This window comes from Caballeronia insecticola (assembly GCF_000402035.1).
Classification (GTDB): domain Bacteria; phylum Pseudomonadota; class Gammaproteobacteria; order Burkholderiales; family Burkholderiaceae; genus Caballeronia; species Caballeronia insecticola.
On record NC_021289.1, the window covers coordinates 533,362 to 552,406 of the forward strand.

The following is a 19,045-nucleotide window of genomic DNA, read 5'->3' on the forward strand; positions in this document are numbered from 1 at the left end:
CGCATGCAATCCTTTCTTCTTGTCACAGGCGCGGGTTTTCTGGCGGGCGCAATGAACGCGCTCGCCGGCGGCGGCTCGTTCGTGAGTCTTCCCGCGATGATTGCCGTCGGCTTGCCACCGGTTCAGGCGAACGCTTCGAGCACCGTTGCGCTGTTTCCTGGCGGCGTCGTGAGTGCGTGGGCTTATCGCGATGGGCTCGGTCCGGTCGGGTCGGTATCGATCCGCAAGATGCTCGTTACGACGCTCATCGGCGGTTTCGTCGGCGCGGCGCTGCTGCTGTCCACATCATCGAAGACCTTCTCTTTCGTGTTGCCGTGGCTTTTGCTATGCGCGAGCTTCACGCTCGCGTTCGGGCGCAGGCTCGGCGAGTTGCTGCGGCAGCGCTGGCATATCGGCGCGGCCGCCGTACTGTCGATCCAGTTCTTGCTTGGCATTTATGGCGGCTATTTTGGCGGCGCGGTGGGCATCATGATGATGGCCGTCTGGGGCCTGCTCGATTCGCGCGACCTGAAAAGCCTGAACGCGCCGCGCACATTGCTCGTGAGTGCCGCCAATTCAGTTGCCGTGCTGACGTTCGCGGCGGCGCAGGCGGTGCGCTGGCCGGAAACGATCGCGATGCTTGTTGCAGCGATCGTGGGCGGTTACAGCGGCGCGCAGCTTGGCCGGCGCGCGCCGCCGCAGTGGATACGGGCGGGCACGCTGATCGTTAGCGCCGGTATCACGATTGCATTTTTCGCGAAGACTTACGGACCGATCCTGTCTAACCGATGAATTGCCAAGGGCACGTCGACGCTAAGAGAGACCATCATGATTCCCGCTCTGCTCGAAACCATCGGTGCGTTGTCTTTGCTTGCGAGCGTCGTCGCTAAGATCGCATTGTTGCGCGGTCTGCAAGAGGAAGATGCGCCTGCGGCATCACCGGCTCCCCGGGACCGCGCATGCTGTCGGCAAAGAGCGCGATTGCACGACCACGCGCATGAACCCGCGACGCAGCGAGCGCGCCGCATACGCAAGGCGCTCAGTGCGCGCCCGCCGCGAGCGGTGGCAGGCCAAGCGGATCCTTCGCCGATTCGTAATCGCGGATAAAGCGCGGATCGTCGTTGAGTTCGCGCGCCATCCATTTCGTGAGGTCGTCCTGACACGCGGAATCGGCCATATCGCGAAAGCACGCCGAACTCGCGGGCATCATGCTCGCCGCCCAATAAAAGCCGAAAAGCGCCTGTTTTTCGGCGGGGTCCATCGAGATGGCGTGTGGATCGGCGCCGGAAAACCACCGGTCGAGCCGGGCCGACAGCGAAACCTCGGTCTCGTGGCTATCGTATGAAAACACGTAACCGCCGCCTGCCTGCGCCGTGTGGAAGTCGTTTATCACGATCGCGGCCACAAAGCGCGCCGCTCGCGGGTTCACGGCGAACGATTGCGCTTGCGCATCCCAAGTCAGGAACCAGAGGGAGACGAGCAATGCTTTAGTTTTATGCCGGACAAATGCACGGCATTTTTTCCGATTGCTAGCCGAAATCACGCGAATAAGAGGAAATAATTTCGCCTAAGGGCGAAAGGGACAGGCCGCAAAAGTCCTTCGATTCTACTGATATATTTTATTTTTAGGGCGCTAGCCGGACCTTTGGGAAAGCAGCTGCCAGAATGCAAAACGGCCCTTGCGGGCCGTTTCGTGCCTGAGGCGAAGACCGCTTACTTACAGCGGCTGGATCGTCGAAGCTTGCTTGCCCTTCGGGCCTTGCTTGACTTCGAAGCTCACCTTTTGATTCTCCTGGAGCGACTTGAAACCCTTGGACTGGATTTCGGAGAAATGTGCAAACAAGTCTTCACCGCCGTCATCCGGCGTGATGAAGCCAAAACCCTTTGCATCGTTGAACCACTTCACAGTACCTGTTGCCATTTTTCCAAACCCTTTTGAGACGGATCACGTTGAAGTTGCGCTACGAAATTTCGAGCAGCATGGAGTTTTACCACGCCAGAACGCGAACATCAAATAAGCGTTTTTGCTAAGAGACGCGACATATACGCGTCATACTCCACACAACATGCCCGGTGCTGGAAGAAATTAAATTGTTCTGATATTTAAGGGCCGCTCGTTCGATTATCCTCGGCTTTTAGTCAAGCAAAGGCGACCCCGAGACTTCTCATGGCCCATACGCTATCCCAAAGTGCACTAAGCGCCGTGCCGGAGGCGCGCCGGCTCGACTCGCCCGTCATCGCACAGGCTCGCCGCGAACTCGCGGCCTGTTTTCGGCTCGCGGCGCTGCACGGCTTCGAAGAGGGCGTATGCAATCACTTTTCGGCGATGGTGCCGGGCCACGACGACCTCTTCTTCGTGAACCCATACGGTTACGCGTTCAGCGAGATCACGGCGTCACGTTTGCTGATCTGCGACTTCGACGGCCGCGTGATCGACGGCGAGGGCGAACCCGAGGCGACCGCGTTCTATATCCATGCGCGCGTGCATCGTTTGCTGCCGCGCGTGAAGGCGGCGTTCCATACCCATATGCCGAACGCGACCGCGCTTTGCCTGCTCGAAGGTCCGCCGTTGCTGTGGCTCGGGCAGACGGCGCTCAAATTCTATGGGCGCACCGCGGTCGACGAGCACTATAACGGTCTCGCGCTCGACGATGCCGAAGGCGATCGCATCGCCGCCGCAATGGGCGACGCCGATATCCTCTTTCTGAAGAATCACGGCGTCATGGTTGCGGGCGCAACTATCGCCGAGGCCTGGGACGATCTCTACTACCTTGAACGCGCGGCCGAAGTGCAGTTACGCGCGATGAGCGCCAATCGACCGCTCAAGCCCGTGCCGCACGATATAGCACAGCGCACTTATGAGCAGATGCGCGCCGGCGACGCCGAAAGCGCGCGTGCACATCTCGCGAGCGGCATGCGGCAGTTGCGGGCGCAAGGGATCGATTTCGAGGCGTGATTATTTACGTCGGGCAAAGCGCTTGAAGCTGCGCTTGCCCATATCCGTCTGCTGAAGGAATACCGCGATCACAATGATCAGCCCTTTAAGCACAAGCTGCGTGTTGCTGTCGATATCGTTGAGCAAGAGAATGTTGCTCAAGAAACCAAAGATCAATACGCCCGCCACCGTGCCCGAGACACGCCCGACGCCGCCTGAAAGACTCGTTCCGCCGATCACGACGGCGGCGATGGCGTCAAGCTCCCAGCCCATGCCGGCATCCGCTTTGCCTTGCCGGTATTGCGCTGCGTAAAGCACGCCGACGAGCGCGGACAACAGTCCCGATATCGCATATGCGGCCATCTTGTGACGCGCGACATCGAGCCCCGACACGACCGCGCATTTCTCATTGCCGCCGATCGCATAGAGATATTTGCCGAACACGGTGCGGTTCATCACGAAGCCGACCAGCACCGCGATTGCGAGAAAGAACAGCGCAGGCACCGGCACGACATTGAATAGCAGGGCACGCAGTGCTTCGATATCGGTCGTTGCGTTGGTGCCGCTATAGATCGAATAGACGGCCGTATCCTGACCCGCGATCAGACGCGCAGCGCCGAGCACGCCGACCATCGCGGCGAGCGTCACAATGAAGGGCTGCATGCGTCCGCGCGTGATGATCCAGCCATTGAGCGCACCGAGCGTGAAGCCCGCGAGCGGCACGATCCACATGACGGCGAGTAGCGGCATGCGATGCCCGCCATGCAGCGCGATATATGCACAGGCCAGCGCGGCAACGATCGACGCGATGCCCGCTTGCATCGCCACGGGTGCACGGTCCGCGACACGCACCGCCTGCGCATCGCGGGCACGCATGAATCCACGCACGACGCCGAAGCCCGCGAACACGATCGCGAACACGGCGATCGCATCGAGCACGAGCGATGCGTACACGGCGCGGTTCCAGCCATCGGTGGTGAGGAGCATCGCGGTGAGCACGCTGCCCAGACCCATGATCGCGCCGACCGACAGATCGATGCCAGCCGTAATGATCACGAGCGTCATGCCGATGGAAATCACGCCGACGTTTGCCACTTGCCGGAACACATCGGAGATGTTGGCGCTCGACAGAAAGATGTTGCCGCCATCCGCTGCATGCGGCGACGTGAACGCGCCGACCACGAGCAACACGATGAGCCCCAGGTAATACTTGAGGACCGTGAGGAACGTGCTCAGGTGTCGCTGACGTGCGGTTGCCGCGTGCTCGGCGAGTTGGTCCTGCGCATGCAGCATGGTTCGTGTCTCCGGTTTTACTTTCAAGGCGACGCCATCTTGATGAGCACGTCGCCGGAGAATTGCTCGCGTGCGAGCACGCCGCGCGCATGTCCCTCACACATCACGAGGATGCGGTCGGAGAGCAGCATCAGTTCATCGATCTCCGAACTCGCGACGATCACGGTCACGCCCTCGCGCGCGGCAGCGAGAATCTGCCGATAGATCTCGGCCTTCGCGGCGACATCGACACCGCGTGTGGGTTCGTCGAGCAAGAGCACGCGTGGCGTGGTCATCAGCCATTTGCCGATGATGAGCTTTTGCTGATTGCCGCCGGAAAGCGTGCTCGCGTCCTGCGCAAGACTGCGATGCTTGACGTTCGATGCACGCGCCTGCGATGCGGCCCACGCATGCATGCGCCTGCGCCGATAAAACGGAAACCCCGGCACGCGCGAGAGCGACGGCAATAACAGATTCGCTTCGAGCGATTGATCGAGCACGAGGCCATCTTTCTTGCGGTCCTCGGTCACAAAGGCGAGCCCCGCGGCTGCGGCGCGATCCGGCGAATCGATCGCGCGCGCGCTGCCCGCTATGTGTATCTCGCCTTCGCGGCGATACGACGAGATGCCGAAGATCGCCTCCAGTATCTCTGTCTTGCCGGCGCCGAGTAGCCCTGAGATGCCGAATACTTCGCCTTGCTGCACCGAGAACGACACATCGGATACGAGCGCGCGTGCGGGTCCGCGCAAGGTGAGGCCTCGTACATCCACGGCAAGCGGGCGTTCCTGCGGTGCTTCGGCTTCGCTGCGCTCGGGCGGTGCGAAGTCTTTGCCGATCATCATCGAGACAAGCGCCGCCGACGATTCCACATGTTGCATCTGCATCGTCGCGATACGCCGGCCGTCACGCAAGACGGTGACGCGATCGGCAACCGCAAACACTTCGCCAAGGCGATGGCTGATCAGCACGATGCCGATCCCGCGTTCGCGCAAGTCCCGTGCGAGCGCGAGCAATGCTTGCGTTTCGATGTCGGAGAGCGCGGAGGTCGGCTCGTCCATGATCAGCACGCGCGCATCTGCAAGCAAGGCTTTAGCGATTTCGACAAGCTGCTTCTCACCGACGCGCAACGTGCCGACGAGCGTTTCGGGCGTCGCGCGAAAACCCAGTTGCGCAAGCACTTTCGCCGCGGCCTCACGCATGGCGCGGCGATCGGGAAAGCCCATGCGCGTGCGCAATTCTTTGCCGAGAAAAATGTTATCGACGGCAGACAGCGTATCGACGAGATTGAGTTCCTGATGAATGATCACGATGCCGGCGCGCGTCGCATCGTTCACGTTCGTCAGCGTGATCGGTTCGCCGCGCACGCGGATACTTCCTGCATCGGGCGAATAGAGGCCGCCAAGAATCTTCATCAAGCTCGACTTGCCCGCACCGTTCTCGCCGACGAGCGCGTGAATCTCGCCCGATGCGACATCGAAGTCGACATCCGACAGCGCGGCGCTGCCGTTGAACGAGATCGACAAGCCCGCAGCTTCGATGAGCGGCGCGGTAGCCGTTGCCATCGCCATGTTCCTTAATGGCTCGCAATATATTGCTTGGCGTTGTCCGCGAAGATGCCCTGTGTCGGCAACGTCACTTTCTTCGGGACCTTGTCGCCATGCAGTACCTTGAGCGACTGGCGGATGCCTTCGGCGCCCGGCGTCGGATACATGAACGTGCCGGCGAGCAGTCCTTGTTCGACCCACGTCGCGCCCTCCTGCGGCAGGCCGTCGATGCCCACGAACTTGATGTTCTTCTCGCGGCCCGCGTCTTTTGCGGCGAGATACGCGCCATAGGCCATCGGATCGTTGTGCGCATAGACCACATCGATTTTCGGCTGCACGCGCAGCACGGTCTTCATGTAGTCGTAGGCCTTGTCCTGCTTCCAGTCGCAGTCGACACGTTCACCCACGCGCTTGATGCCTTTCTCCTTGGCGATAGCTTTGTCTGCGCCATCATGACGATCATGTGCAGGTTGAGCACCGAAGCCGCCCCATATCTCGACGAGATTGCCTTGTGCCTTGCCCGGTCCGCCCGTCAGCTTGACGATGAAGTTGCCCGCTTCCTCACCGATCTGTACGTTGTCGCCACCGATGAACTGCGTGAACTGCTCGCCGTTCACTTCGCGATCGAGCACGAACACCGGAATGCCCGCCTTAAAGGCCTTTTCGACGACACCCGTCAGTCCCGCCGACTCCTTGGGCGAGATGAAGATCGCATCCATCTTCTGCGTGATGAAGTTCTCCATGTCGGCATTCTGCTTGTCGGTCCGGTCGCCTGCATCGGCAATGATCAATTCGACTTCAGGATGCTTTGCGGCCTCGGCCTTCATGTCCTTGTTGAACTGCACACGCCACGGCTCGACGGTCGTGACTTGCGAGAACCCGAATCGATATTTCTTTTGTTGCGCGAACGCGGGCTGTGAGATGAGCGCCGAGAAAGTGCCCAAGGCGCCGGCCAACGGTGCGGCGATGAGACTCGCGGTGATGATGCGTCTTTTGCTGTCCATTGCGTCTCTCCTGATAGGGTTGCCAGCTTCGCGTTCGGGTGTGACGTTTCTCTCGCTGGTTCTGATCTTCGATAAAAATAAAACGTTATAGCGATCGCTCTTAGCGGTCTGCGAGCGCGGCGCGCTTGCGGATGCGCGCGACGCTTTGCGACGCCGCGCGAGTTTCCTTGCCGCTTTCCTTACCCGTAACCTTGTACGGCTGCGCGGTGCTTTCGCGCACGCGCAGATCCGCTTTCATACGCAGATGCACAGGCTCCGATGCTTCGCCTTGCAACTGCTTATGCAGCAACTGCCAGATCGCGCGTCCCACGGCTTCCACAGGTTGATGAATCGAACTGATACGTGGATGCAGCACCGACATCCACGGCGCGTCATCGAACGAGAGCAGCGAGATGTGCTCGGGCAAACGCAATTCGGCGTCACGTATCGCGCGCAAGGCGCCGAGCGTCGCGACATTCGCACCGGTAAAGAGCGCGGTAGGGCGCTCGCGTTCCGATAGCAGGCCGAGCGTGGCCGCGTGACTCTCGGTATCCGTCATCCCACACACAACGATGCGCGCATGACGCGCGAGGCCTGCACGTTTCATTGCATCGAGATAGCCATCGGCGCGCTCGCGGCTGTTTACGAGATCGAGCGCATTGACGATGAACGTAATGCGCTTGTGCCCCAATGCGATCAGATGATCGGTGCCGTCGCTTGCGGCGCGGCGGCTGTCGGTCGTCACGGTGTTGGCGGGAAAACTGTTGTCGACGCGATCGGCCATGACGAGCGGCACGTCGCACTCGCGCAATTCATCGATGGCATGCTCATAGCCGTGACACGGAATGATGATCATGCCCGCCACTTGGCGCGACAGCACGAAGCGGATGCGTTCCGCCTCACGCTCGGGGTCTTCCTGCGCGTGTGCTAGCAGCAGGCGATAACCGCTTGCAAGCGCGTGATCCTCGACCACGCACAGCAGTTCGATGAAAAGCGAATTCGTCAGATCGGGCACGACGAAACCAATGGACGTAGACCGGTTGCTGCGCAATTCGGCCGCGAGGCTGTTGCGCCGATAGCCCAGCTTGCGCGCCGCATCCCATACTTGCTGACGCCGCGCGGGACTTACGCCTTGCCCGCCTGCCATGACCTTGGACGCCGTGCCAAGCGAGACGCCCGCCACGTTGGCGACATCCTTGAGCGTGCTAGCCGATTTTTTTCTTGAGTCCAAGGTGCGATATCGTCGATATTCTGAAACGTTTCAAAATATTAGGAAGCGTCGACGACAGGAGCAAGTGAGTGTTTTTACCGAGTCCCGATGTGCCGCGTTACATCGAGATATCGTGAAGGTCCTTGACGATGGGCGGACCGATCCTGAAGTGTGAGAAGCGCACGTTCAATCCGCCGCGTTCGGGCGTGCAGCACATGGGCCCAACTTGCCAGTGCGTGCTTGCGCCGCTTGCTGAGAACGGCGCGAGTCGCATGAGAGTCCAGTTGCGCTCGTCGGCGCTGCATTGCACTTTCAGTACGCCTTGGGCGACAGTCATGCGCACGCGAAAGCGGTTCGTCGTAGCACGCGAGCCGAGCGACCAGTCGGAGAGTCCGTTAGTGAGTACGGTGCTAAAGGTGAGTGCGCCGTCGTTGTATTCGGCGCCTGCTTTGACCCAGCGCGCGGTGCTCTCGCGCACCATGAGGCCGGCCTGATCGTAGAGCGCGGAGAATTCGCCTTCGACTGCGATTTCCGCGGTGAAATCGCCATCGATGTCCGCTGCGAAAACGTGACCGGTATCGCGAATGAAGCCGTAATGCGTCTTGCGCCAGAAGTCCGTGCTAGCGTCCGTGGCGACGAAAAGCGTATCGTTTTCGACGCGCCATTGCGCGGGCTCGTTGATCCATCGGCATTGTTCGAACATGTCGTCTCCGTTGCGTGGATGGCTTTGCAAGTATGGCATGGCGCCTTTTCATGACGCGTCGCAAAAATTTTTAGAACGATCGTGCCGTGCAGACTTAAAGCGCAACTGCACTAACATGAACATGCGATAAGCGTCCCTTTAGCTAAAAGAGAAAACGATGGTCAAGCTGATGATGATCCTGCTGGGCGTTGACTATTTACGCGATCGTTGGCGCGGATTGATGGTCGTGGGATGGCTGCTGCTCATCGTCGGCATTGGCGTGTTCATCGACGCACTCGACGGCGCGCTTGGCTTTCCGATTTCGTTTGTCGCCTGGCTCTTGCTAATCGAAAGCATGCTGACGCTGGCAGTCGCGTGGGCCGGCGTCGGCGGGCAACGCAGATTGCGCTATGCGAAGGGCATCGCGTTCATGCTCACGGCCGCGCTCATCTTCGAAGGCAATCATCACGGGCACTTCATTCTCTCGATACTCATCGGTATAGCGTTCATCTTCGACGGTCTTCTGCAAGCCACGTCCGCGCTCGTCGTGCGTTATCGGCGCTATCGCGTGGCGCTTGGCTTTGCGATCTTCGAGATCCTGCTCGGGATCTTCATGATTCAACCTTATCCGACGCATTACAAAGGCACTGTTCCGTACTGCGTCGGCGCATTCTTCATCTTCGCAGGGTGGAATCTGATCATGATCGCGACGCGTGTGCGCAAGCTGACGAGCAATCCAGCCATATGGGGTGACGCCAGCGCGGAAGCGGCAAGCGAAACAGGAACGTTCGATCAGACGCGCCCGGCGCTGCAAGCTCGCGAATGGGACGGCCCGCCCGCCGATGATGAACCTGCGCTGACGGTGCATGTATGGACGCCGGTGGGATCGTCGAAGGCGGAGACGCAGTGGCATCCGATCGTGGATCGCTACATCGCCGCAGTGGATCGCAATGGCGTGATCTCGACCGGGCACGCCGCACTCGAATCCCCGCAAGGCGTGTATGTGAGCCTTTATCCGGCCGCCGAAATCGACCGTTCGCCCGACGACTTCGCGCGGCTTCTGCGCGCGACGCGGGAGAACGATGTGCCCGGCGTGTTTCAACCGAGCTATCCGATCGAAGCGAAGGCATGGTGCCCGTCAACGACACGCGTGCGCATTCGCAATTTTGATCCCGCGCGTCTGGAGCGGTTCTGGCGCACGTATCGTGAAGACACGACTTATAACCTCACGCATCGTAATTGTTCGAGCAGCGTATCGCGCGCGCTCGAAGCGGCGCTCGAAGGGGCTGCGGGTCGTTTGTATGGCGCGCGTGCGGGCTGGGGCGCGCTGTTCCGCATGCTCGCGACACCGGAGCTTTGGGTGGCCGCGCAGATTCGCAAGCGCGCGGTGACAATGGCCTGGACACCGGGCCTGACGCTCGACTATGCGCGGGCACTCAGCATGGTCGCCGATCCGCGTCCTTATGGCTGGCTCAAAGTTGCGCGCATGGCGCTCGGTAAGATGCGCGCGTCGCGGCGTGCATGGCGCGACGAAGGTGCGCAAGCGTTGCGCGCGGGATCAAAGGTGGATCCGCCAGCAAGCGTTTGACCGCTTATTTGACCGTTAGCTCAAAGGTCGAGATCTTCAGCGGCCTTGCGGGCGCGACGTTCTTCGTTTGCGCGACGCGCGCGCAGCCGCTGACGCGACAACTGGGCGATAACTTCGCCTGTAGACGCGCCCGGCGGAATTTCGTTGCGAATGACCTTCGGCACCATCGGCAAACCGGCACGCTGCCTTCGCAGCGCGCGGGCGATATTGGTGCGGCATTCCTGACCGTGACAATCCCATTCGTCACGGATTCGCTCACAGTAGGGACATTGTTCCATCCTTAGAGTTTATCGCGAAACAATGACCGGATCCGGCTGCGTCACACGGTCCACACGCCGTTCGCTGCAGTCCGCTTGACATAGTTCTCAAAGGAGCCAGGCGCGCGATGCAAAGCGAGTCGCATGTCGTCAGCGGGCTTTTCGTTGCGGCCGTCTAGCACCGTGGTGAAGAGATAGACGATCAAATCGGATTCCTCTTTGGACACGCTCGCTTCCAGCAGGCCTGCGCGAAATGCATCGACTGGAATAGGTACGAGGTTCAAGTCGCGCTGCGTTGCTCGAGCGATGCAATCGAGCGCTTCGGCGAACGATAGCGCGCGCGGGCCGGTAAGCTCATAAAGCCGGTTTTCATGGCCTGACTCGGTGAGTGCGACGACGGCTGCATCGGCAATGTCTTCTGCATCCACGAAAGGCTCTTTGATATCGCCCACCGGCAGCGCGAGCGTGCCTTCGCGCACCGGGTCGAGCAGAAAGCTCTCGCTGAAGTTCTGCATGAACCAGCTGCATCTCAGAACGGTCCAGATCGCGCCCGAGCGCTGCAGCGCCTGCTCGGCGGCTTGCGCTTCTTCTTCTCCGCGTCCCGACAGCAGCACGATGCGCTCCGTACCGTTGGCGAGCGCCATATCGAAGAACGCACTGACCGTATCGAGCGCGCCGGGTATCGCAAGATCGGGCTGATACGTCACATACGCGCGCTTTGCGCCCGCAAGCACGGCGGGCCACGTCGCGCGATCGTTCCAGTCGAAGCGGGGTTGCGTCGAGCGTGCACATGCGCGCACGTTCTTGCCCAGCCCGCGCAAACGTTCCGACACGCGCCGCCCGGTTTTGCCATTTGCGCCCAGAACGAGGATGGGCGAGTCGTCGAAGTCCGAATAAGGCATTGCTGTCTCCTTGGTTTAAACGTGAGAGTTGCTCATGTTTAAAACATGATAGATACTCACATTTAACTGTCAAGGATTTTTCAGGCGCTGAAAGGTGCCGGAAGGAACGTCATGCAAAAGAAATCGGCGAAAGCGGAAGCGGACTTGAATACGGCACGAAGGCAACCCGCGCAGCAGCGCAGCCGTGACCGGCTGGATCGCATTCTGGAGGTCGCGCAGCAGTTGATTGCCGAAAAGGGAAGCGAGCACGTGAAGATGAGCGAGATCGCCGAGCTTGCGGAAATCTCCATAGGATCGCTTTACCAATATTTCCCCGACAAGCGCGCGATCGTGCGCACGCTGGCCGAACTGTATGCGGCGGAAAGCCGCCGCTGTGTGCGCGAGGCGCTCGACGCTGTGCGCGACAAGACGCAATTGCTAAACAGCTTTAGCGCGCTGGTCGATCAATACTATGAAATCGTGATGGACAAACCGGTGATGCGCGACATCTCATCGGCGCTGCGCTCGGACAAGGAGCTGATGAACTTCGAGATCGCGGAGAGCCGCGCGTGCGGCGCATTGCTCGCGGCCGCGATTCGGCGCGTCAAGCCGCAGGTGGAAAGCAAGCGCGTCAATGCGCTCGCGTTCCTGATCTGGCAACTAGGGGAAGAAACGATGCGCCTCGCTGTCGCACACAAGCGCAGCGAGGGCGTTTTGCTCGTCGATGCCTATAAGCGGATGAGCTTGCGAGCGATCGAGGAGGCCTGAAGACTCCGCTCGCACGCCCGTGCGCTCATCCGCTCAACTGGTTCGACGTGCCCGGGCGGCGTTCGCGCTGATGATGATCGAGGCTGCGCCTCAAAACCTTCTTCAAGATCCCTTTGAGGAAGTGAATGGAACGGTCCGCACGTACGTTCAGATCGAAAGGCTTAAGCTCGCCGACTTCGCGGCCGCTGCGTTCGGCGAGTTTTGCGCGCGCCTTGCGATGATCGACCGCCATCGCCGCAAGCATTTCCGATGCAGGTTTGAAGGACCCGCGATCGACTCGCGCGCAAACGTGGCAGGCGCGATGAAACAGCTTGTCGAACACCGTGAGCCAGTAGTCGTCCATCTCGCCGCCGTCGCAACGCGCGAGCGCTTCGCGGCCGTTGACGCGCAGGTCCTGAACGTCGCGCACCGATGCGCATTGCGTGATGCTTCCGAAGCGGCGCCGGTACCCGATCAAGGGCTTCGGAATGCGATAGACGTTGCGTGCGCGCAGATACGTCGAGGGCACGACGGCCATATCCTCGTAGTGTCGATCGACGGGGAAGGGCGCTTCGTCGAACAGATCTGAGCGATAAATGCGCGCCCACGCAAACGTATGAAATCCGTTAGCGAACTGCTGCAGCGTCGTGCGATTCACCGGATGGCCGCCGGTCGTTACTGTGTCGACGATGTCGATTTCATCGAGTTCGCGGCCGGCGTCGTCGATGATCTTGACGTTGTATTCCACGAGATCCCATTCGCGCGTCGCCAGTATGGGCATCACCGCCTCGGCGAAGCCTTCGAGATAGATGTCGTCACCATCGAGAAAGCCGACATAGGGCGTGCGCACCGCCGCCATGCCGGTGTTGCGCGCCGCACTCAGGCCACGATTCTCCTGACGCAGCAATTCTATGTGCACGCCGCCATCGCGCTCGACGATCGCGCGTGCCGCGGCATAGGTTTCATCGCGAGAGCCGTCGTCGACGACGACGATTCTCATCGCGTCGATATATGGCTGCGACAACAGGGATTCGAGCGCTTCCTCGACGTATCCCTCGATGTTGTAAGCCGCCACAACGATGGTGAGAAGCGGGTTCGTGTCTCGCAAGGAGTCACTCTCAAACGACATATAGGACCTTCTCCGTCAGTTGATTGGGCTCTGGCTCGTCACATCTTTTTCGATGCGGCGGGCCGTTGTCGATGTTTCGTCGTGCGGCGATGCTTTGAACCGTGCGCTGATGATGCAAAGGGTTCGTACGACGCGCTGCACGGCGAGTCATGCTGGGGTCTGATGGATACGGCGCAAACGCCGTTGCGACGCGAGCCGTCATGCGTGCCACGGATGGCCATTCACATGAACGGTCTTACGACGCTTATAGTTGGAGCATGTCGCGCCATTTCGCCGGCCCCGAAAATCCCGGCGTGACGTGCATGTCGATCGAGCAAAATGCCTTAAAGCGGCTTCGTTGGGGCGGATTCCCCAAAAGCGCCATGATTTCTCCATGACGCAAGATCCGAGTCACGAGCGACGAGCCCGTCGGCGTGGGATTCGAACTCAAGCCTCGTTATTGAAGCGAGGATGTATGCGTGACTTGCATCTTAGCGGTTCAAAAATACTGGAAGCGTTGACGCTTGTGGCTCAGCAGTATGTCTTTCAAGAAGAATCGATTTGCACTCGCCGAAACAACTGATGAAACATTCGCGGCATCCTAGGGATTTCTACTATGCTCCGGACTAGCCGGCGCGCGCTCCGTGCGGTCCACCACACGACGCCTGCATCTTGAAGGCCTTAAACGTGACAAAGCGTTTCAAGATGCAAGCGAATGCCCAAAAGTCAGCAGTATTTTCATTCCTTCAATAAAGATACTGCGTGCGTATGAAAAAAATGCGTACGCGCTGTATTGGTGCAAGGCTTCTGGCGCATCTGATTGAATGAGCGCGTAACAGCTAAGCGCCTCAGAATATAGCAATCACAGTGCCACCACCGAGCAAATTTTCGGACTACGATAAAATTGAAAGCAAATCAAAAGCTTTCTTAGTGGTGAATATAGAGCGATTGTCGAAGCGCTTGGGCGGACGGTTGCGTGATCCATCCGCTTTGTATGGTGCCCTCGCTGCTCGAACCATACGCCTGATCACCGTGCGATGCACGGTCGTAGTACGCGGTCGAATGAGTGACTGATTGCGTTTCCGAGGGGACATCGGATGTTTTCGATTGCGCATACGAAAGAGCGGGCACCATAGCGGCGCAGGTAAACAGTGCTGTTGCAAGGCCTGACACGAGGCGTTTCATGATCGATCTCTTTTAGTGAGTGAACTCAAGAAGGAGCCTAGGCGCCAAGAGTTAGTCGATCATTAGCGCGCTTAAACGTTCTCCGGCGTATAGAGCTGCGCGGGCAGCGGATATTGACTCGCCAGTGCAGACTCTCCCGGCAAAGCCTGCAATGCGCGCAACATCGCCTGTATCGCCGTTTCGGCGATGCGTTGTAGCGGCGTATCGATCACGAGGTCGATGACGCCTTCGACCAGCGCCTCGTAACGGTCCGGCATCAGATCGCTGCACACGGTCACGATGCGCCTTCCCGACGCTTCCTCGCGCAGCGCACGAATGACGCCACCCACGCCACCGCCCGGAATATAGAGTCCGGCAAGATCGGCATGTCGCGCGAGCATCGCGAGGGTTGCTTCGTAGGCGAGTTGCTTGTCCTCCAGATTGATTTGCGTATCGAGCACGCGCAGGCCGGGCGCATGCTCGCGCAAGTACGAGCGAAAGCTGATCTCGCAGCTTTCCTGGCCGAGATAGCGCGGCGTGCCGACGAATACGCCGACCGTGCCCTCGTCACGGCGCGCGAGACGGCTTACTGCCCATGCCGCCGTGCGTCCGCTTTTGCGCGGATCTACGCCGATATAGCCCGCGCGCAACGGCGCGCTCAGATCCGACAGCAACGTGACCGTCGGCTTGCCTTGTGCATGCAGCGTTTCGATCGCGGCCGTCACATGCGGATGATCCACCGCGACGACGCCGAGCGCATCGGCCTCTTCGCCGAGCGTAAGCAGCGTGCGGGCAATCGAGGCAGGATCGAGTTCGTCCATGTACTCGATAACCGCCGTGCAGTCCTCGGGTTCATGACGCGCGGCGGCGTCCGTAAGGATGCGCGCAAACGTCTGATAAAACGGATCGGCGCGTTTTTGCAGACAGAAACCTAGCGTATGCCGCTCGCTCGTCGCCCCGCGTTGCGTACGCAGACGCTCGCGCATGAGCGCTGCGCCGTGATAGCCAATGCGTTCAGCCGCTTCGATCACACGCAGAGCCGTGCCTTCGCGCACGCTCAGGCGGCCGTTGAACACGCGATCCACGGTCGCCGGACTCACGCCGGCTGCATCCGCCACGGACTGAAGAGTGGGACGTCGGCTCATCTTTTGATGGAAATGATGGATTCTAAAATCGCGCGATGATGCTTAAAGATAGCAAATGCAGCGGAGTGTTGCGTCCATTGTGCGCGCCTTCTATCATCGATCCAACACTATCGGATGATGTAAACTCAATCATCGGTTGAGGTGACATGATGGGATCAGAGCAGTCCCGAAGTGCGAATGTTCAGGATGCGCACGGTGCTTATCAATTGATAGGCGGCGCGGGAGAGCGCGCTAAAGCGGCCGGTCTCGTGAATGCCGAGTGGTACAAGTGCGCGGTGCCGCGCCCGCTCATGAAAAGCCTGATGCAGCGAAGCGATGCGCGCGCAATCCGTGACACCTTGCTTTGGTACGCCGCGATCTTTGCAAGCGGCATGCTTGCGTACTTCGCGTGGCATGCGAATTCGCTGTGGGCCATTCCTGCATTTCTTCTGTATGGCGCGCTCTATTGCGGTCCGGCGGATTCGCGCTGGCACGAGAGCGGGCACGGCACTGCGTTCAAGACATCGTGGATGAACAAGGCGCTCTATCAGGTCGCGTCGTTTCAGGTGTTCCGGCGTCCGACGATCTGGCGCTGGAGTCATGCGCGTCATCACACCGATACGCTCGTCGTGGGACGTGACCGCGAGATTGCGGTGCCCTTGCCGACCGATTGGCTAAGCATCGCGTTGAACGTCTTTGCGTTGAAGCACGCGGCGGGCGAAGTGCCGAAGATCGTTTCATCGGCGTTCGGCAATATCGGCGCGGAAGAGAAGACGTACGTGCCCGAGTCCGAATGGCCCAAGGTGATTCTGGAAGCGCGCGTCTGGCTTGCGATCTATGCCGCGCTAATCGCCGCGTGCATCGTGTTTCATTCCATTCTGCCGCTGCTCTTCATCGGCTTGCCGAGTCTTTATGGCGCGTGGCTTTATTTGTTCTTCGGTCTGACACAGCATGCCGGCATGCCCGAAAACGTGCTCGATCATCGCAAGAACTGCCGCACCGTGATGATGAATCCCGTGTTCCGCTTTCTTTATCTGAACATGAATTATCACGTCGAACACCATATGTTTCCGATGGTGCCGTACCACGCGCTGCCGCGTCTGCACGACGCCGTCAGGCACGACATGCCGCCACCCTACACCAGCACGATCGCGGCTTATGCGGAAATCATTCCGGCACTCATGCGGCAAACGCGCGATCCCTCGTATCACGTCGAGCGGCCAGTGCCGGCCGCAACGCAGGCATAAAGACTTAAGGAGACGACTGGTCATGACGCAATGGGTCGATGCAGCCGCGCTGGACGACATCGAAGATGAAGACGTCATGCGCTTCGATCACGATGGACGCACCTTCGCCATCTATCGCGTGAACGATGCCGTGTATGCAAGCGACGGTCTATGCACGCACGAACACGTGCATCTGAGCGATGGCTTCGTCATGGACTACGTGATCGAATGTCCGAAACACAACGGGCGCTTCGATATCCGCGACGGGCGGCCGCTATGCGCACCCGTTTGCGAAAAGCTCGCGACATATCCGGCTAAAGTCGAGAGCGGTCGCATCCTTATCGAGTTGTAGAAGAAGCCAAGGGAAGTCATCAATCCGCGTTCAAACGCGGAACATGCTTACTGCACGTTCGAGCCTTTCGGCCTGATCGCGCAATTCGACCGTTGAGTGCTCCGCTTCGCCCACGAGCGATGCGTTCTGCTGCGTCGCTTCGCCGATCAACATGACCGCGCTGTTGACCTGCTCGATGCCGCTCGCCTGTTCGCGCGATGCAACGCCGATTTCGCCGACGATCGCGTTCACGCGCGCCACGCGCTCGACGATGCCGCTCATCGTGCTGCTCGCTTCTTCCGCGATCCGGTAGCCGTGCGTCACCTTGGCGGCCGACTCTGCAATCAGGGCCTCGATTGCCTTCACGGCGTCCGCACTGCGCTGTGCGAGCAAGCGAACTTCCGACGCGACCACTGCGAAGCCTCTGCCGTGCTCGCCCGCGCGCGCGGCTTCGACAGCCGCGTTGAGCGCGAGAATATTCGTTTGAAACGCGATACCTTCGATGGTCGAGGTGATGTCGGCGATGCGGCGCGCCGATGCATCGATCTCGCCCATCGTCGTCACGACGCGTCCGACTGCTGCGCCGCCCGCACGCGCCGCATCCGATGCCGATGCAACGAGTTCGCCGGCCTGCACGGTATTGGCCGCGTTCTGCTGCACCGTCGACGTGATCTGTTCCATGCTCGCCGCCGTTTCCTCGACGCTCGCCGCTTGCGTGGCAATGCGCGTCGCGATGTCGCTGCTGCCTGCGGCGATGCGCGCGGTGCCTTCGTTCATGTCGGCCGATGCGCTGCGCACTTGCGCAACGATGCCGGCAAGCCCACGCGCAATGCCATCGATAGCGCGCATCAGGCGGCCGATATCGTCCTCTCTGCGACTATCGATACGCACGGTCAGGTCGCCCGCCGCGATGCGCTCGGAGGCGCGCGTGACATCATCGATGGGACGGCTCACCAGCTTCGTGACCGCATAGAGCAAGACGCCGACGAGCAGCACGACGACCGCAAGACCCAGCGCAAGAAAACGGTTGCGGCTGCGGTGCATGTCCGCGAGCAGTTCGTCGCGATACGCAATGCCGCCGATCATCCATTGCCATTGCGGCACCGTCATATAGACGATTTCCTTCGTGCCGCCATGCACGCGCGCATCGGCGCCTGCGATATCGGTGCCGTCGAATACGAGCTTGCCTTCGTGGCTATCGAGCATCTGCTTGAAGGGCGCAACGCGCTCATCGGCGAGCTGGCCTTCGGCGCCGGGATGCACGAGCAGCTTGCCGCGATTCGCGCCATTCGATGCATCGACGACGAAGTGATAACCGCTCGCACCGATCAGGTTCTTGCGAATGGTGTCCTGTAGCGCGGCGAATTCCGCGCTCACGTCCACGCCCACGAAGAGCGCGCCGATCACACGGCCCGACGCATCGGTGACAGGTTTGTATTCGGTGATGTATTGCTTGCCGAAGAGCGCGGCGATACCGATATACGGCTTGCCCGACATGATCGGCGCATACGCCGGGCCCTTGCGATCGAGCAGGGTGCCGATGGCGCGTGTGCCGTCCTGCTTCTTGAGCGACGTGGTGACGCGCACGAATTCGTCGCCGGTGCGCGCGAAGATCGTCGCGATAGCGCCGCTCTCGTCGAGAAACGCATCGGGAATCGTGAAGTCGTTGTTAAGCGGCTTGTCGCCGGCGAACATGGTCGGCGTCATCGTGCCGGCGATGTCTACGGTGCGCGTCTCGTCGAGTGAAAACGTGGCGGGCAGCCGATGCGTGAAGATCGTCATGAAGCGCGATACTTCGGCGCTCACGGCCTTGTCGTAAAGGCCGATCATCGTGGCGATCGAGCGATTCTCGGCATCGACGCGTGCGAGCGCGTGTTCATCGACTTGATCGCCGGCATTTCTCGTGACGGCAAGGGTAAAGAACGCAACGACGATGGCCGTGAGCGCGCAAGCGAGCACAGCGAATTTGGTCCCGACGTTCATGCGGGCCAGACTGATACGAAACATGGGGCGT

18 protein-coding genes are annotated in these 19,045 nt (G+C 60.2%); 6 read left to right on the forward strand and 12 right to left on the reverse strand.

What is annotated here, in order from left to right:
- The first annotated feature begins 3 nt into the window (after window positions 1-3).
- On the forward strand, window positions 4-771 hold the full coding sequence (locus tag BRPE64_RS27025) for a sulfite exporter TauE/SafE family protein (protein WP_016348149.1): 768 nt from the start codon (window positions 4-6) through the stop codon (window positions 769-771).
- Window positions 772-1,018: 247 nt separating this feature from the next.
- Here BRPE64_RS27025 and BRPE64_RS27030 read toward each other — a convergent pair whose 3' ends face one another.
- A complete protein-coding gene (locus BRPE64_RS27030) occupies window positions 1,019-1,372 on the reverse strand; it encodes a hypothetical protein (RefSeq protein WP_232519338.1) in 354 nt (117 codons plus the stop codon).
- A 324-nt stretch (window positions 1,373-1,696) separates the two neighbouring features.
- Window positions 1,697-1,900: a cold-shock protein gene (locus BRPE64_RS27035; RefSeq protein ID WP_008347993.1), complete on the reverse strand. Its 204-nt coding sequence runs from the start codon at window positions 1,898-1,900 to the stop codon at window positions 1,697-1,699.
- Window positions 1,901-2,146: 246 nt separating this feature from the next.
- Between BRPE64_RS27035 and BRPE64_RS27040 the strand changes: the two genes are divergently transcribed.
- Complete coding sequence (locus BRPE64_RS27040; protein WP_044043404.1) at window positions 2,147-2,935, forward strand: aldolase; 789 nt, start codon at window positions 2,147-2,149, stop codon at window positions 2,933-2,935.
- Here BRPE64_RS27040 and BRPE64_RS27045 read toward each other — a convergent pair whose 3' ends face one another.
- From BRPE64_RS27045 to BRPE64_RS27065, 5 genes are all read right to left on the reverse strand, one after another.
- The gene (locus tag BRPE64_RS27045; RefSeq protein WP_016348153.1) at window positions 2,936-4,207 is read right to left on the reverse strand and encodes an ABC transporter permease; all 1,272 of its coding nucleotides are present in this window, start codon (window positions 4,205-4,207) and stop codon (window positions 2,936-2,938) included. It lies immediately after the preceding gene.
- Between the two features lie 23 nt (window positions 4,208-4,230).
- Window positions 4,231-5,748, reverse strand: coding sequence for a sugar ABC transporter ATP-binding protein (locus BRPE64_RS27050; protein WP_232519339.1), 1,518 nt, complete (start codon window positions 5,746-5,748; stop codon window positions 4,231-4,233).
- 11 nt (window positions 5,749-5,759) lie between these two features.
- The gene (locus BRPE64_RS27055; RefSeq protein WP_016348155.1) at window positions 5,760-6,734 is read right to left on the reverse strand and encodes a substrate-binding domain-containing protein; all 975 of its coding nucleotides are present in this window, start codon (window positions 6,732-6,734) and stop codon (window positions 5,760-5,762) included.
- Window positions 6,735-6,834: 100 nt separating this feature from the next.
- Entirely contained in the window at window positions 6,835-7,944 is a 1,110-nt protein-coding gene (locus BRPE64_RS27060; RefSeq protein WP_044043408.1) for a LacI family DNA-binding transcriptional regulator, read from the reverse strand.
- 97 nt (window positions 7,945-8,041) lie between these two features.
- Entirely contained in the window at window positions 8,042-8,626 is a 585-nt protein-coding gene (locus tag BRPE64_RS27065; RefSeq protein ID WP_044043412.1) for a DUF1349 domain-containing protein, read from the reverse strand.
- A 157-nt stretch (window positions 8,627-8,783) separates the two neighbouring features.
- On the opposite strand from BRPE64_RS27065, the gene BRPE64_RS27070 reads away from it, so the two are divergent.
- Window positions 8,784-10,193 carry an HdeD family acid-resistance protein gene (locus BRPE64_RS27070; RefSeq protein ID WP_016348158.1) on the forward strand — a complete coding sequence of 470 codons (1,410 nt, stop codon included), beginning with the start codon at window positions 8,784-8,786 and terminating at the stop codon, window positions 10,191-10,193.
- A gap of 20 nt (window positions 10,194-10,213) precedes the next feature.
- On the opposite strand, the gene BRPE64_RS33835 is transcribed toward BRPE64_RS27070, so the two are convergent.
- Together BRPE64_RS33835 and BRPE64_RS27080 are read right to left on the reverse strand one after the other, a co-directional pair.
- Window positions 10,214-10,471, reverse strand: coding sequence for a hypothetical protein (locus BRPE64_RS33835; RefSeq protein ID WP_044043416.1), 258 nt, complete (start codon window positions 10,469-10,471; stop codon window positions 10,214-10,216).
- A gap of 41 nt (window positions 10,472-10,512) precedes the next feature.
- Window positions 10,513-11,352 carry a Rossmann-fold NAD(P)-binding domain-containing protein gene (locus BRPE64_RS27080; protein WP_016348160.1) on the reverse strand — a complete coding sequence of 280 codons (840 nt, stop codon included), beginning with the start codon at window positions 11,350-11,352 and terminating at the stop codon, window positions 10,513-10,515.
- A 111-nt stretch (window positions 11,353-11,463) separates the two neighbouring features.
- On the opposite strand from BRPE64_RS27080, the gene BRPE64_RS27085 reads away from it, so the two are divergent.
- Complete coding sequence (locus BRPE64_RS27085; protein WP_016348161.1) at window positions 11,464-12,099, forward strand: TetR/AcrR family transcriptional regulator; 636 nt, start codon at window positions 11,464-11,466, stop codon at window positions 12,097-12,099.
- Between the two features lie 25 nt (window positions 12,100-12,124).
- On the opposite strand, the gene BRPE64_RS27090 is transcribed toward BRPE64_RS27085, so the two are convergent.
- The gene (locus tag BRPE64_RS27090; protein WP_232519340.1) at window positions 12,125-13,186 is read right to left on the reverse strand and encodes a glycosyltransferase family 2 protein; all 1,062 of its coding nucleotides are present in this window, start codon (window positions 13,184-13,186) and stop codon (window positions 12,125-12,127) included.
- 1,256 nt (window positions 13,187-14,442) lie between these two features.
- Window positions 14,443-15,495 carry a LacI family DNA-binding transcriptional regulator gene (locus BRPE64_RS27095; RefSeq protein WP_044043420.1) on the reverse strand — a complete coding sequence of 351 codons (1,053 nt, stop codon included), beginning with the start codon at window positions 15,493-15,495 and terminating at the stop codon, window positions 14,443-14,445.
- Window positions 15,496-15,644: 149 nt separating this feature from the next.
- On the opposite strand from BRPE64_RS27095, the gene BRPE64_RS27100 reads away from it, so the two are divergent.
- Together BRPE64_RS27100 and BRPE64_RS27105 are read left to right on the forward strand one after the other, a co-directional pair.
- Window positions 15,645-16,721 (forward strand): fatty acid desaturase family protein, encoded by a 1,077-nt coding sequence (locus BRPE64_RS27100; protein WP_144063582.1) that lies wholly within the window; start codon window positions 15,645-15,647, stop codon window positions 16,719-16,721.
- A 22-nt stretch (window positions 16,722-16,743) separates the two neighbouring features.
- Entirely contained in the window at window positions 16,744-17,052 is a 309-nt protein-coding gene (locus BRPE64_RS27105; protein ID WP_016348167.1) for a MocE family 2Fe-2S type ferredoxin, read from the forward strand.
- A gap of 30 nt (window positions 17,053-17,082) precedes the next feature.
- Here the strand turns inward: BRPE64_RS27105 and BRPE64_RS27110 are convergent, their stop codons facing one another.
- Window positions 17,083-19,038, reverse strand: coding sequence for a methyl-accepting chemotaxis protein (locus tag BRPE64_RS27110; protein ID WP_016348168.1), 1,956 nt, complete (start codon window positions 19,036-19,038; stop codon window positions 17,083-17,085).
- Window positions 19,039-19,045: the final 7 nt, after the last annotated feature.

Coding starts and splice junctions, on each gene's coding strand:
- BRPE64_RS27095 (WP_044043420.1), bottom strand. CDS start 15,495: ATGAGCCGACGTCCCACTCTTCAGTCCGTGGCGGATGCAGCCGGCGTG.
- BRPE64_RS27100 (WP_144063582.1), top strand. CDS start 15,645: ATGGGATCAGAGCAGTCCCGAAGTGCGAATGTTCAGGATGCGCACGGT.
- BRPE64_RS27085 (WP_016348161.1), top strand. CDS start 11,464: ATGCAAAAGAAATCGGCGAAAGCGGAAGCGGACTTGAATACGGCACGA.
- BRPE64_RS33835 (WP_044043416.1), bottom strand. CDS start 10,471: ATGGAACAATGTCCCTACTGTGAGCGAATCCGTGACGAATGGGATTGT.
- BRPE64_RS27110 (WP_016348168.1), bottom strand. CDS start 19,038: ATGTTTCGTATCAGTCTGGCCCGCATGAACGTCGGGACCAAATTCGCT.
- BRPE64_RS27070 (WP_016348158.1), top strand. CDS start 8,784: ATGGTCAAGCTGATGATGATCCTGCTGGGCGTTGACTATTTACGCGAT.
- BRPE64_RS27040 (WP_044043404.1), top strand. CDS start 2,147: ATGGCCCATACGCTATCCCAAAGTGCACTAAGCGCCGTGCCGGAGGCG.
- BRPE64_RS27105 (WP_016348167.1), top strand. CDS start 16,744: ATGACGCAATGGGTCGATGCAGCCGCGCTGGACGACATCGAAGATGAA.
- BRPE64_RS27080 (WP_016348160.1), bottom strand. CDS start 11,352: ATGCCTTATTCGGACTTCGACGACTCGCCCATCCTCGTTCTGGGCGCA.
- BRPE64_RS27035 (WP_008347993.1), bottom strand. CDS start 1,900: ATGGCAACAGGTACTGTGAAGTGGTTCAACGATGCAAAGGGTTTTGGC.
- BRPE64_RS27025 (WP_016348149.1), top strand. CDS start 4: ATGCAATCCTTTCTTCTTGTCACAGGCGCGGGTTTTCTGGCGGGCGCA.
- BRPE64_RS27050 (WP_232519339.1), bottom strand. CDS start 5,748: ATGGCAACGGCTACCGCGCCGCTCATCGAAGCTGCGGGCTTGTCGATC.
- BRPE64_RS27065 (WP_044043412.1), bottom strand. CDS start 8,626: ATGTTCGAACAATGCCGATGGATCAACGAGCCCGCGCAATGGCGCGTC.
- BRPE64_RS27045 (WP_016348153.1), bottom strand. CDS start 4,207: ATGCTGCATGCGCAGGACCAACTCGCCGAGCACGCGGCAACCGCACGT.
- BRPE64_RS27055 (WP_016348155.1), bottom strand. CDS start 6,734: ATGGACAGCAAAAGACGCATCATCACCGCGAGTCTCATCGCCGCACCG.